The organism is Bradyrhizobium sp. G127, from assembly GCF_021502575.1.
GTDB lineage: Bacteria > Pseudomonadota > Alphaproteobacteria > Rhizobiales > Xanthobacteraceae > Afipia.
The window spans coordinates 2,253,196-2,266,975 of record NZ_JAKFGN010000001.1 but is presented as its reverse complement, the minus strand read 5'-3'; the positions used below and the strand labels follow the sequence as shown (position 1 = coordinate 2,266,975).

At 57.2% G+C, this 13,780-nt stretch carries 9 protein-coding genes; 6 read left to right on the top strand and 3 right to left on the bottom strand.

Annotated features, from left to right (window positions below; genetic code table 11):
• Positions 1-115 precede the first annotated feature (115 nt).
• Positions 116-2,149: a ParB/RepB/Spo0J family partition protein gene (locus LVY71_RS10625; RefSeq protein ID WP_235099754.1), complete on the bottom strand. Its 2,034-nt coding sequence runs from the start codon at positions 2,147-2,149 to the stop codon at positions 116-118.
• Positions 2,150-2,623: 474 nt separating this feature from the next.
• Here LVY71_RS10625 and LVY71_RS10620 point away from each other — a divergent pair, with 474 nt between their 5' ends.
• Positions 2,624-2,923: an HU family DNA-binding protein gene (locus tag LVY71_RS10620; protein WP_235099753.1), complete on the top strand. Its 300-nt coding sequence runs from the start codon at positions 2,624-2,626 to the stop codon at positions 2,921-2,923.
• Between the two features lie 198 nt (positions 2,924-3,121).
• Here LVY71_RS10620 and LVY71_RS10615 read toward each other — a convergent pair whose 3' ends face one another.
• Positions 3,122-4,021, bottom strand: coding sequence for a nucleotidyl transferase AbiEii/AbiGii toxin family protein (locus tag LVY71_RS10615; protein WP_235099752.1), 900 nt, complete (start codon positions 4,019-4,021; stop codon positions 3,122-3,124).
• Positions 3,996-4,571, bottom strand: a complete 576-nt coding sequence (gene abiEi, locus LVY71_RS10610) for a type IV toxin-antitoxin system AbiEi family antitoxin (RefSeq protein WP_235099751.1) — start codon at positions 4,569-4,571, stop codon at positions 3,996-3,998. Before abiEi ends, LVY71_RS10615 begins: the two co-directional genes overlap by 26 nt.
• Positions 4,572-4,939: 368 nt before the next feature.
• Between abiEi and LVY71_RS10605 the strand changes: the two genes are divergently transcribed.
• From LVY71_RS10605 to LVY71_RS10585, 5 genes are all read left to right on the top strand, one after another.
• Positions 4,940-5,161, top strand: coding sequence for a type II toxin-antitoxin system RelE/ParE family toxin (locus LVY71_RS10605; protein WP_349629881.1), 222 nt, complete (start codon positions 4,940-4,942; stop codon positions 5,159-5,161).
• An 11-nt stretch (positions 5,162-5,172) separates the two neighbouring features.
• Positions 5,173-5,475 carry a helix-turn-helix domain-containing protein gene (locus LVY71_RS10600; RefSeq protein WP_235099750.1) on the top strand — a complete coding sequence of 101 codons (303 nt, stop codon included), beginning with the start codon at positions 5,173-5,175 and terminating at the stop codon, positions 5,473-5,475.
• A gap of 49 nt (positions 5,476-5,524) precedes the next feature.
• Positions 5,525-9,667 carry an Eco57I restriction-modification methylase domain-containing protein gene (locus LVY71_RS10595; RefSeq protein WP_235099749.1) on the top strand — a complete coding sequence of 1,381 codons (4,143 nt, stop codon included), beginning with the start codon at positions 5,525-5,527 and terminating at the stop codon, positions 9,665-9,667.
• A gap of 206 nt (positions 9,668-9,873) precedes the next feature.
• Positions 9,874-12,483 (top strand): AAA family ATPase, encoded by a 2,610-nt coding sequence (locus LVY71_RS10590; RefSeq protein ID WP_235099748.1) that lies wholly within the window; start codon positions 9,874-9,876, stop codon positions 12,481-12,483.
• A 28-nt stretch (positions 12,484-12,511) separates the two neighbouring features.
• Positions 12,512-13,777, top strand: coding sequence for a metallophosphoesterase family protein (locus LVY71_RS10585; RefSeq protein ID WP_235099747.1), 1,266 nt, complete (start codon positions 12,512-12,514; stop codon positions 13,775-13,777).
• Positions 13,778-13,780 lie beyond the last annotated feature (3 nt).

Sequence of the window (13,780 nt, the reverse complement as noted above, 5' to 3'; positions counted from 1 at the left end):
TTGTTGGGGCAATTGGATCGTGGTTTCGGCCGCGCGCCCGGCGGCGCGCGGCCGAAATTTTCAACAATGGCATGACAGCAAGCCGGGACCACCGTGGCAGACCCGGCCATGCCGGTCACTCGGCAGCGTCGGAATAAGCCTCCGCATGATTGCCTTCGGTGACACCCGGCGCCTGCGGTTGCCCGTCGCTCGCTTGCACGACGGGCTGTGTCCGCATCATCGCAGGTAGCCACGCGGTTCCGACAAGAAGCTGTTCGGCGGCTTCCGCCATTGCCTGCTTCTTCATGTCGGCCATCCGGACGGCGGCCTCATCGCTGGCCCCTTCCCGCACGGCGGCGAGGATGTGCGCCTTGGTGACGCGACCGAGATAGGTCCGCACCGTCGGCGTCCAATGTGCCGTCATGTCGAGCGACACGGCGTCTGCCAGCGTGTCCGCCGTCGCCATGGTGCGCGGCTTGCGCTCATGCGGCAGCTTCACCGCATTCACCGTGAACGCGACGCAATGCGCAAACAACGCCATGCGGCTATCGTGGTCGAGCGCCACGATGAACGTCCACAGGTCGGCCACGTCGCGCGGCATCTGCGCCGCCCACCCGGCGTGGCGATCCGTCCACGTCCTCCCCGCTTGCGTGTCCTCGATGCCATCCGCATGCCCGGCCAGCACAGTGCTGATCGGACGGAGGTCGAGAACATGGGCGTCCGCGCCGCGATAGAAAATCTGCGCGACGAGCGTGTGGGTGACGGCCACGATGGCAACCTCCGGCTGGTCGCTCAAGGCCAGGCGAAGGCCGAGGGTGCGGTGCGCCGTCAGATCGCGCACGAGACTGTCCGACAGCTTGTCGCTCTCGGTATCCTCGTCGTCCGCATCGGTTCCGTGATGATCCAGATCGCGGTCTGCGATGATCTCACCATCATGGGTCACGCTGTGACCGGCCTCGCCATCGCCGTTGGCCTCCGTCGTTTCCGGTTTCGCATCCTCGGGCCGGATGAAGCCGCGTTCGACCCGCAAGGCGCCGTCATGATTGAGGATCACGAAGGCCCCGCCGCGCGCGATGTTGTCGGGATCGTAAGCCTGACGCTTGGCGTCGATCCGCTCCATTTCGGTTTCAAGCTCCCCGCACCGCGCATCGACATCGTCGGGAAGTTCCTCGGCGCTTTCGTATTGTTCCGACAGGCTGTTGTATTCCGCCTGCGCGGCGTCATAAGCGGCGGCCTCGTCCGCCGACAATTCCACCGGCTGCGGATAGGACCGGCGCAGACCGTGGCTGTGCGGATAGTCGAGATAGGCTTGCACCCATTTCCACCCTTCCGCTTCACGCAAGGTGGTCGCCGTGCGTTCCAGCTTTTCCATGGTGAGCCGGTCGAGCAGCGCCACGTCCTCGAAATAGCCGCCGCGATCCTCGGTGAACAGATCGCGCAGGATGCTGCCACCCGCCTCCGCGTAGGCCTCCGCCCCGACAAAGATCGCGCGGCGATCCGTGGCGGCGACATTGGCCTCGGTGAGCATGCGGCGGATGGTGCTGGCATCACGGTTATAAGACAGCCGCTCATAGGCGGCGTCTTGCCGGGCATGATCTTCGGTGATGGCGAAGGCCATCAACTGGTCGAGCGTCAGATCACCCTCGCGGTAGATTTGCATCAGCTTGGGTGACACCGCGCCCAGCCGCAGCCGCTGCCGCACCACATGCGGCGTGACACCGAAACGGGCGGCGATTTCTTCCGCGCCGCAACCGCGTTCCTCCGCCAGCTTCTTGAATGCTTCGAACTGATCAGCGGGGTGCATGTTTTCCCGGGTGACGTTCTCGTCGAGGCTGATCTCGTGTGGATCGTTAGTGGTGTCGATGACGCAGCGGATCGGTTCGGTCTTTTTGATCTCCTTGCGCTTGACGCGCAAAAGCTGCGCCAGCCTGCGGCCCTCGCCGATGGTGACGAAATAGAACCCGGTCGCCGCACCGTCCGCGTCCACCTCCGGCTCGATGACGAGGTTTTGCAGGATGCCTTTGGCGGCGATGCTGGCCGCGCAGGCCTCGATAGACGCCTCACTGTGCGGCATCTTGCGGGCGTTGTTCGGAGACTTCTTGAGCTTGTTGAGCGGAACGAAGATTTCCGTGCCGCTCTCCACGACGGTTTCAATTTTCTTGGCAGACATGATCGTTCTCCTTTTGGGTTGGGGTGCAAGCGCAGCGCTGCGCTGCACCCCTGCCCGTCGGCGAGACCGGGGTAGCAAGGGCAAGGGCGGCCGGGGTGGAGGGGGATCACCCGGCCTGCACAAGCGGATGTCAGTGGTGACGCCGCGGTGATTGTCGTTCCGCGCGGAAGGCTGGGGAGACCACCCCGGCCGGTCCCGGCGCTGGCCGGGACTTCACCCTTGCCCGCGCGAGGGCGGAGCCCTTAGTGCTTCAGCATTGGACCAATTTGCGTCAGGGATGGACGCCCGCAGGGTGAAGACCCGCAGTTCGCGGGGCTTCAGCGCAGCCGACTGCCAGACTCGCAGGGTGACGCCACATGAATCTGCGTCATCCAGGTTCGCGAGAACGTTTGCCGCCAGCGGCGATGCCGGAAGTCCCTGATTTTCATGGATCCACCGGCTATGCTTGCCGCTTCACGAATCACAGGAGCCACGATGGCAACGCAGATGACGAAATCGCAGTTGATCGAACAGATTGCGACCAAGAACGAAGTGGCCAAGAAGGACGTTAAAGGCGTTATCGAGACGCTCGCTGAAATCGGCTACAAGGAGCTGAAGAAGAACGGCGTGTTCCTCGTTCCTGGCTTTGCCAAATTCGTCGTCATCAAGAAACCCGCCACCAAGGCCCGCCAAGGCACCAACCCCTTCACGGGCGAGGCGATGACCTTCAAAGCGAAGCCTGCGCGCAAGATCGTCAGGGCACGTCCGGTCAAGGCTGCGAAGGACGCGGTGTAAAAGACACCCTGCGATGGAGCCGCTCGCCTTCTGGCGAGTGGCTCTCTGCAGCTCAGCACCAGTTATGCCTGAGTTACAACACAGTCGCTTTGGGAGGATGCTCCAATTCGACCCGCCGTTTTTCGGTATCCTTCTTTCGCTTGTTGGCCTCGATCCGGTATTGGTCAATCAGATCCAGATCACTCTTCTTCGATGCTCTTACACAACAGTCTTTCGAATAAGATCGGCGCTGTCCGAAAGCATCGCGCGCTGCAAATTCATTTGCGACATCTGTGCGACCCGTGCCGACGGGAGGAAGCGTTTCATCTCGGCATAGAACGCCGTCGCTGTCGCGTCTTTTGCCAATTCGTCGAGACGGGCATTTGCCTTGACCGCAATATCGGCGGTGCCGTAATCGGCGAATTTCTTCAGAACCATCTCGCGATCGGGTGTCGCGCCGAGCTTGTTGACGAGGAACCAGACGTCCCACACATCGCGGAATTTGAGAGCCGCCCTTGCGGTCAACGCGACTGCCTTGTCCGCCAGGATCTCATTTGGGGTTTCGGCGTTGAGGATCACATCTTGAATCTGCACCAGGCCCGGCGTTGCACTAACCGTCAGTGGCTTGGAGTCGTAGGACGGGACGTTGGCGAACTCGATCTTAATGCGCGACTTCGGCGTCTTGGGCGTCGGGTTGACCGGCACCACGATCTGCCATGCGGCGACATTGACGTCACTTCCCTTGACGAGCTCTGGCTGTGCTGGACGTTTCAGAGCAATCTGCGCGGCATCAATGTCGAAGTCGCGCTGCAGAGTTCGCTTCGTGGTTTCGAGCGCCTTATCAACGAGGGCGTCAAACTCGACGTCTTTCAGATAGGCGCCCGCCTTGCCGCATACGAAATCGAGGTCTTCGCTGTAGCGCTCGCCGCCATAGCAAAGGCGCAGAGCAGTTCCACCCTGAAAGATGACATGCTGAAGGACGCCCGCTTCGGACAGCGCGGACAAGAGATGAAGATGGATGGCCTCCTTCATCAAGTTCTGGTCCATGCCCGCTTCGATCCCGCGGCGTTGGATGAAGGCGTCGATCGCGCTCTTAAGCCCGCCCGCTTTGCTGCTCATCTAGGCTCTCTTCCTCCGAAATGGCGTCGGCAAGAATTTCTTCGTCAATCAGGTCGAGGTTTCTGCCGACACGCCGCAGGTCGCGAACGGCGGTGCGGATCGTGGCTTCCAGCATTCCGTCATCCTGAACGACAACTTCGGTCCCGACCTCGATCTTACGATCTGTATGGGTAAACTCCACCGCGCCCCAAGGCGTTTCGAACCGCCCAGGCGATCCGGTCGTCATGCAGGTCAGGGCGGTCGTAATCTGCGAGATGACCCCTGCCTCCGAAAGTTTGGATTCCAGGCTGATGTAGTTGATCTCGCGCGGTCGCAGGAAGCGAAGGAGACCGCGCCGAGCATCCGCCGGCCGCGACCGGGCATGGGGGTTGACATAAACGCCTCGCGCTGCGCGGATCAGCGCCCCCTGGTCCGAGAGCCGCTTCATCATCAGTTTGAGGTAAGCTGGGTCGACGCCACCCATCAGCGCCGAAAAGCTGGGGGGGGTGAAGGCCCAGACGCCGGCAACATCGGCCTGGTCAAGCTTCTCGTCGAGGTCTCGCCGCTTCATAAGTCATATTGTAGTTATCAAATGTGATAACTGCAAGCCTATTTATAGCAGAATTCGAGGGATCGGCACCGTCTCGCGTCCCAAGTCTGCCTCCGCGGGAGCGCCTGGCGGAAGGCTCCCACATCGAGGAAGCTGACACGATCGAGGATGGACGACGGGCAACGGCCCGAAACGCCCCACCCCACTAGGAATTACTAGCCAGCTATGGACATTATATGGTGCATGTACATTATATAGGGCATGATGGCAGGTGACCGGCCCCGGAAGATTCTTGTCGTGTTCTACCGGACACCAGGCGGAGTCGAGGTTGTACGCAATTGGCTTCGCGATCTGGACGAGGGGATCGCAATGCCATCGGCTAGGACTTGATGCGCGTTCAGTACCGCTGGCCGATTGGCATGCCGTTATGCCGGCCGCTGAGTGACGGTTTGTGGGAGGTACGCACACCCCTTCCAAGCCATCGGATCGCACGCGTTTTGTTCAGCGTGCATCAAGAGCGGATCGTGGTGCTAAACGGGTTCATTAAGAAGACCCAAAAGACGCCGGAAGAGGAGCTGGCTCTCGCGCGCAAACGTGAATTTGAATCCTAAAGGAGTCTGACATGGCGAAAAAAACAAAGAAGGCCCGCAGCTCGGCCAAACTCAATACCCTTGATGACTTCCTGGTCGCGGATCGCAAACTCAATGAGTTCGAAGCCGTCGCCATCAAGGAAACACTGGCCTGGCAAATTGCTGAAGCCATGAAGAAGGGCAATTTATCGCGCGCCCGACTGGCGGTGCGCATGAGAACCAGCCGGAGCCAAATCACCAGGCTTCTCGATCCCAAGGACGGGAATGTGACCATCAACACGCTGCAACGGGCGGCAAAGATGGTGGGACGCTCGTTGCGGCTCGAATTGATCTAGCCCTTTCCGTAATCCAAAGATCGCATGGCTCTGATTTCTTACAGAGCCGATGCGTGCCACAAAAATAAAAAAGGGCGACTTCGTGATTTCAGGAAATCTGTTCACACGCGACTACCTTCTCGAAGGTATAGAGCGCACTGAGCAATGGAAAACCCTCGACGATAAGAGTGTGGCGGCGCTGAAACAGTGCTTGAGCGCTATTGCCAAAAACTTTCTCAAAATCGCCAAGCCCAACGAAGCCGAGACTGAGAAAGAATTTATCTATCCGGTTCTCGAAGCGCTCGGTTGGGCCGATTATCAGGTTCAGCAAATCCTCTCACAGAAGGGCCGCAAACAAGTTCCTGACGCGTTGCTCTTTGGCGACTCCGCCGCGAAGTCACTGGCGGTCGGCGAGGCACAACAGTGGAAACGCTTCCAACATGGCTTGGCGGTTCTTGAAGCGAAGCGCTGGAGCCGCGCGCTTGACCGCGCCGATAAAAAAGATCCAAGCGAGGAAGGCGTCCCATCGACGCAGATGCTCCAGTATTTGAGCCGCGTCGATGTTCAAACGAACAACAAGGTCAGACTTGGCATTTTAACAAACGGAAATGTTTGGCGCCTCTACTTTCAAGGCGCCCTCTCCGTTTCAGAAGACTATTTTGAAGTCGATCTCGCCAAAGCCCTTGAGCTTCCGCATCACGAACTGAATCTTCTGGATCTCGCTGACGCCCGACTCACACCCGATCGCATACTGCGTTTGTTCATTTTGATGTTCGGCCGGCCAGCCTTTCTCCCGTTCGAGGGCGCCCGCACCTTTCACGACATCTCGCGTGAGGCGGGCAAGTCCTGGGAAGAAAAGGTCACTAAAGACCTGTCAAAACTCGTTTTCGGCGACCTGTTCCCGAAACTTGTAGCGGCTATCGCCAAACATGATCCCAAACCGCCCGCCGCCGTCGATCGAACCTATCTCGACGAGGTCCGGCAAGCGGCGCTCATCTTTCTCTATCGTTTGCTGTTTGTGGTTTATGCCGAGGACCGCGACCTGCTTCCAGACCAACGGGAGCCGTACAAGTCTTACTCGCTCACGACGATGCGCTTTGATATCGCGGAACGTATTGCCAAAAAGCAGACGCTGTCTTCGTCGATGTTGATCTATTGGCCGAAACTGTCGGCCGTTTTTAAAGCAATCGCCGAGGGCGACGATGACCTCGGCATCCCGCCTTACAACGGCGGGCTCTTTTCCAAAGATAGCGCTCCGCTGCTCGACCGGGTCCAGCTTCCCGACGACATCGTCTCAGCCCTTATTTATGGCCTCTCTCACCGGGAAGAGGATGGCGCGGCACGGTATATCAATTACCGCGATCTCTCCGTTCAGCAGCTAGGGACCATTTACGAGCGCACACTCGAATACGATCTTCGCTTTGAAGGCGGAGTTGTCGCTGTCCACATCGACGATACCGCCCGCCATGAATCAGGCAGCTATTACACCCCTGACAGCCTGGTCTCTCTCATCATCGACAAATCAATCGGGCCGTTCGTTCAAGAGCGGCTTCAAGCGTTTCGCGACCGCGCCGAGGAGCTTGGCAAAGACAAACGAGGCGTAGACATCCGCCATGCCGAATTGCAGGGCTTAGACCCGGCAAGCCTTATCCTCGATCTCAAGATTTGCGACCCCGCTATGGGTTCAGGCCATTTTCTGGTCAGCCTTGTCGATTGGCTGGCCGACCGTGTGCTTACTGCCATTGCTGAATCAGAGTCAGTTGTTGATTGGTCTGAAAAACCCTATCGGTCCCCTGTGCTCAACAGCATCGAGGCAACCCGACAGGACATCATCAAGCAAGCCACACAACATAAATGGCCGTTCGTTATCGAGCACCTGGACGATCGGCATATCATTCGCCGGACGATTTTAAAGCGATGCATTTACGGCGTAGACCGCAATCCGATGGCTGTAGAGTTGGCAAAGGTCGCCCTCTGGCTTCACACGTTCACGGTTGGCGCACCGCTGTCATTCCTTGATCACCATCTTCGCTGCGGAAATTCTTTATTTGGTTACTGGATTTCCGAAGCGCTTGATCGCTCCACGAAATGGGGCGGCCAACTCCTGCTCAACGAGCCGATGAAAAAAGCCACGGCGCAAGCCGTCGCCATGCGAAAGCTTGAGCGTGTCACCGACGTCGATATCGCTGAAGTACATGAGTCAAAGACTCTATTTGACGGCATCGAGCAAGAAACGCAGCCGTTAAACACCTTCATCAACACCCTCTATGCCCTGGATTGGCAAAAGCTCGACAAGGCGGATGAAACGGCAATCCGCGCTTGGCTTGACGGACAATTTGGCGACCCCTTCGACGTATCTCGCGGAAAGATCAGACTCGGCCCATCTGACGCCGGCATGGGTCACCCAGAAGCCAAGGATGTCATCGACCGCCTTCCGCCGAAGATCGTCGCGACCGCCGAACAGTTTGCGGGCCTTCTCACCAGATCCCGCGAGCTTATCGGCCGCGAACGTTTTCAAAACTGGCAAGTCTCTTTTCCCGGTGTTTGGAAACAATGGGAGAGCGTGGAATTAAATGGCGGGTTCGACGCCGTCATTGGAAACCCGCCCTACGTTCGCCAAGAGCTAATCAAAGAATACAAGCCGGCCTTGAAGCGGGCGTTCGCCGCAACGTATGATGGCTCCGCTGACCTTTACGTATATTTCTATGAGCAGGGGCTCAAGCTTCTGCGTCCGGGTGGTCGTCTGTCCTACGTTGTCACTAATAAATGGATGCGCGTTGGTTATGCGGACGGGCTTCGCGACTTATTTGACAAGAAAGCTTGGATCGAATTCGTCGCCGACTTCGGTCACGCTAAAAAATTCTTCCCAGATGCCGACGTATTCCCCTCTGTCATTGTCGTCAGAAAGCCGACCGGCGGCGATGCGCCTGTCGAAACCAGTGTTTGCGTTATTCCCCGCGAAGACGTTCCTGAAAAAGGACTCGACGAAGCTGTGGCAAAAGCCACATACGCACTGCCACGCAGTTACTTCACCAAAGATCCGTGGGCACTTGAGCCGCCCGCAGTTGCCGCGCTTCTCATAAAAATTAAAGCACAAGGAACGCCACTTAAAAGCGTTATCCCCCGGCTCCCCGTCAACGGTATCAAGACGGGTCTCAATCAGGCCTTTCTAATTGACGCAGATGAGCACGCCAAACTTATCGCCTTAGATCCGGCGTGCGCCTCAATAATCAAACCGTACTTGAGGGGCCAGGATATTCGCCGCTGGCGGTCACCTGTTAAGACACAGTTCATGATTTTATTGAAATCTAGTTCGGACTTCATCTGGCCTTGGTCCGGCAAAGACGATGCCGAAGCCGAAAAGGTATTTCAGGCTACCTATCCGTCATTGTTTCAACGGATGAAGCGCTTCGAAGACTATACGGACCCTAAGACCGGCAAGAAGCGCGGGCTCAAACATCGAGAAGACCAAGGGAAATTTTGGTGGGAGCTGCGACCTTGCGCGTACTACGATCTCTTCGCGAGTCCTAAATTCATTTATCAAGCAATCCAATTCTATGCTCGCTACACATTCGAAGATCAGGAAGTCTACGGAAATAACAAAACGTACTTCTTCGGCGCAGACAATCTGGCGCTTTTGGGCATTCTGAATTCCCCGCTGATGTGGTGGTACGGCTGGCGGCACTTCATCCATATGAAGGATGAGGCGCTCTCCAATGATCAGGTCAAAATTGCAGAACTGCCCATCGCTAAATCACTTCTCGAAAACGACACCCTGAAAACGACCGTCAGCGATCTGATCGACACCGTAAACCGCGTATCGGTCGCCGATAACAGTATCCGGGAATGGCTTCATCAAGAATTTGGAATCGAGCGCGGGTCCGCGGCGCTCAGAAATCCAAGCGCCTTGTCGTTTGATGATTTCATCAAGGCGGTCAAGGGCGGGTTGGAGAAAGGCCGCAAGCTGACTGCATCGGAAATCAGCGAGCTAAAGCGCGAATACGAAACTACCGTCGCGCCAGCAATCGCATCTCGCGTGGAAATCAAACAGCTTGAAGGCAGCATCTCTGACATTGTGAATGTGGCTTACGGTCTATCCCCGGAGGAGATCGCCCTGCTTTGGCGCTCGGCACCCCCGCGTATGCCATTCACGCCGACCGGCTTAATTGAGGTTCCCGGAGTTGAAATGCATGACGACGAGGAGGTCGAATAACTAGGCGGAACCCGGCTGCCCAAATCGGGGAAGCTGTACCCCGGAATACAACTTGGCGCCCTCAACCCTAGCTTTAGTGTGTCTGAGCCCCCTCCCGGAGGGACGGGCGAATAATCCCAACGTTCCCTTTATGTTCGACATCTGCTACCCTCGCGTGAATTTGCAGAGCCCCACACTGGAATACGGCCTGCGACCGGAGGGGAAACATGGCCGCGCCCAAAAAGGCTACTGCAAAAGTTCCGCCTAAATCGATATGGCAGGAACTCGATGGCTGGGCACAAACCTTCCAGCCCTACCAGCGCTTCGTGCTTGGAATTGCCGTCCGCCTCGGGCGTCTCTCCGACGCTCACGTCGATCAGGCCTACGCACTTTTCCTCCACAATGCTGGTCTTGCCGACGCTCCCAATCCCGCAATCGAGGTGCCTGCTGCAATTACCGGCCGGCCCGCTTCCGCGGCGCTTGCTCCGGTCCGTCTCACACGCATCGGCAAGTTGCACGCTGTTAACGCGTTACCGTCAACAGCCGAGCTGACCTTTTCACCGCAGCTCACCGTCATCTACGGCGGTAATGGCGTGGGCAAAAGCGGCTTTGCTCGTCTCCTATCGAATGCGTGTTTCAGCCGCACGCAACATCCGATCCTGCCTAACATCTACGAGCAAGGTTCGGACCAAAAGCTGGCCGCTGAAATTGGTATCACCGACGGATCGGGTGCGGAGCAGTTGCTCACTTTTGACGGCGCTGTAGAGCACGAGGAGCTTCGGAGAATTGCCGTCTTCGATACGACCGTAGCCCGAAAGCACCTGGTCGATCAGAGCCCTCTAGGGTTTAAGCCAGCAGGATTCGATGTATTTCCTGAGATAGCCCGGGTCTACGGGCTGATTGGTGCCAAACTTACGGCCGATATCGAACGTCGAAACGGGGAGAACATTTTTGTCAAAAGTTTTGTCGCCCCGGAAAGTGAGGTTTCGCTTTTTGTTGGCGCGTTGAGTGCCACTACCGATGTCGGAAAGTTGCGGAGCCTGGCGACCTTCGGCGAAACCGAAACAGCGCGGCTCGAAGAAGTGCAACGCCAAATTACGGATCTTCAATCCCAATCAGTTGCCGCGGCCATCAAACAGCTTGAGGACGCCAAGCGCGACATTACCGGTCTGCAAACACGCCTCACCGCCGATCTTGCTCCGCTCAGTGAAACACAACGCGCGCCATACCGTTCCCAACTTGCAGATTTTATCGCCAAAGCCCGCGTCGTTGCAGAACAAGGATCTGAGTCATTCAAGCAGGATTTTTTCAAAAGCATAGGATCGCCTGAATGGGAGGGCTTTCTTGCAGCGGCGCATGCGCTGGGCAAGTTAGAGCATGCCGATTATCCACGAGATGACGAGCATTGCCTGCTATGCCATCGGCCTCTCGATCCGCCATCGGCCGCCCTCATTCGTCGCTTCTGGGGATTTCTTGCAAGCGATTCACGGCGTGACGCAGAAGCTGCGAGCGCAGCACTCGATAAAAGCGTCAAAGCTCTTAAGGCGATGCGCCTGGACTTCTTCTCTGCCGATACAACAGTTCATGCGCATATCACTCGCCTCGACCCAGCACTGGCAAAACAAATCATTTCGATCGTCACCGCAGCCGAGCAAAGCCGCGCAGATATCGTAACGACCCTCGAAAACGTTGCCGGTGAGGTACCTTCGGCCACGGCCAGCGAGACCCCGGTCGCCTTACCAGCATTGATTGCTCGTATCGATGCCGACATCGTTAGGCTTCGCGGACAGAAGATCGAAGATGCACTTAAAGTCTTAGAGGCGGAGCGCATTGCGCTTCGCCATCGGCAGGTCTTGAAACAACTCCTGCCTGAAATCGAAAAATTTGTCGCTGACCGCGTCTGGATTCAAACAGCTTCAGCCGCACCCCGCCGCAGCTTGAACCCTCGACCGCTTACAGACAAGGAAACCGAGCTCTTCGGCACCGTCATCGCTGAAAGCTATCGCGAACGTCTTGTCGCCGAATGCGACCTTTTGGATTGTAACCTTCCAGTCGAATTCCGAACGAAAGGGCAAAGCGGTCAAACCGTACGATGGCTAGGCATCAAGGGTGGGCATAGCCCAGACAAGATTCTTAGCGAAGGCGAGCAACGCGCTGTCGCGCTCGCGGATTTTATGACCGAAGTTGGCCTCAACCCTGCCAACGCAGGCATAATTCTTGACGATCCTGTAACTTCGCAAGATCATCAGCGAAAGGAGCGCTTTGCAAAACGCCTCGCGGAAGAAGCAAAAATACGCCAAGTCATAATTTTTACGCATGACCTCGTGTTTCTCACCATGCTTGCCGCGGCCGCAACAGATGCCGATATCGAACCGCTCACACATTGGGTCGAAAGAGACGCAGACGGACACCCGGGGCAAATCTCGTTGGATGACTGTCCGGCGACCACGCCGCAGTACCGCACCACGCTAAAGGCGCAAAAGACGCTGGCCGAAGCGAAGTCCGCGTCAGGCTCGAAACGCCTCGCTCTCATCCAGCGTGGCATGGGCGAGTTGCGCCGCACGATCGAGGAGATAATTCCCTACCTGTTGCTCAAACAGGTCGTGAACCGCTGGAGCGATCGGATCATCGTTACCGGGCTCAAGAATATTAATTGGCAGGACGGTTTGATCACCGACATCATCAGCACCTTTGAAGAGCTGTCCGCCTTTATTGAGGGCCATAGCCACACCGAGGAAAAGGCAGGCGCGCCACCCGAACCCAAGATTTTTGAGGACATGATCGCCAAGGTGAACGACCTCATTAAACGAGCAAAGCCTAACAAGCCAAGCGTGTAACTGATTTAATGTCGAAGGAGTGCTTCTGTTGAATTCATTTCGCTTTATTCACACCGGTGACATCCACCTCGACAGTCCACTTAAGGGACTTAGCGGTCAGGACGGCGCAGCAGCAGACCGTATTCGAACCGCGACCCGCGCAGCATTCCACAATCTCATAACCCGCGCTATCGAAGAGGAAGTCGCATTCATCATCATTGCCGGAGATTTGTACGATGGCGACTGGCGCGACTATCACACAGGCTTGTTCTTCGTCAAACAAATGGGCCGACTCGCCAAAGCTGGCATCGGCGTATTCTTGCTCTACGGCAATCATGATGCGGAGAGCCAGATTACGCGCCGTCTCGTCCTGCCAGAGAACGTGAATGTTTTCTCCGCAAGAAAGCCTCAGACGTTTCGAAGGGACGATCTTTCTGTCGCGCTTCACGGGCAAAGCTTCAAGCAACGGGATGTCACCGACGATCTAGTGCCGGCCTATCCCGCGCTGATTGGTGGCCTATTCAATATCGGCGTGCTTCATACCGGACTCGGCGGCATGGGAGGGCACGCCAACTATGCGCCCTGCACGCTCGATGAGCTCGTTAATAAGGGCTACGATTATTGGGCGCTGGCGCATGTCCATCAGGCAGCCGTTCTCCATGAGCGACCGCACATTGTATTCTGCGGTAACCTACAGGGTCGGCATATTCGCGAGACCGGCCAAAAGGCCGCCAGCCTAGTCACCGTGGAAGATCGCCAAGTCGTCGATATTTCCCCGCTTCACATGGATGTGGTTCGCTGGGTCCATCTGGTGGTGACGGTGGATCACTGTACACACACAAACGACGCCATAGACGCCATCCGCAAAGCGATTGAGCATCAGGTCGCAAGCGAATCTGAGGGGCGCTTGCTCGCCTGCCGTATCGAACTAACGGGACGGACGGAGATCCACGGCCAACTTTTGGCGTCAGAAGAATATCTCATTGCCGAAGCACGGGCCGCAGCCCTGGGGATTGGCGACGAAGCCGCGTGGATCGAGCGCGTCGTAGTCTCAACAATTGATCCCAGCTCGACGGCGCTCCGGATGGACGCATTGGGCGACCTCCAACGAATGATTGGCAGCGCCGCCGAAGACACTACCCTTCGTGCGCAGTTCGAATCCGAACTTGGCGACCTGGTCAGAAAGCTGCCGCACGATGTCCGTGGCGACGTAGAGGACGTCATTCTCAAGGCAGCTATCGACGGCGATTACGTAAGTTTAATTGCCCAAGTCGGCGATTACCTCACGGCGCGGCTTGCGACGGAGGGGGTCTAGTCC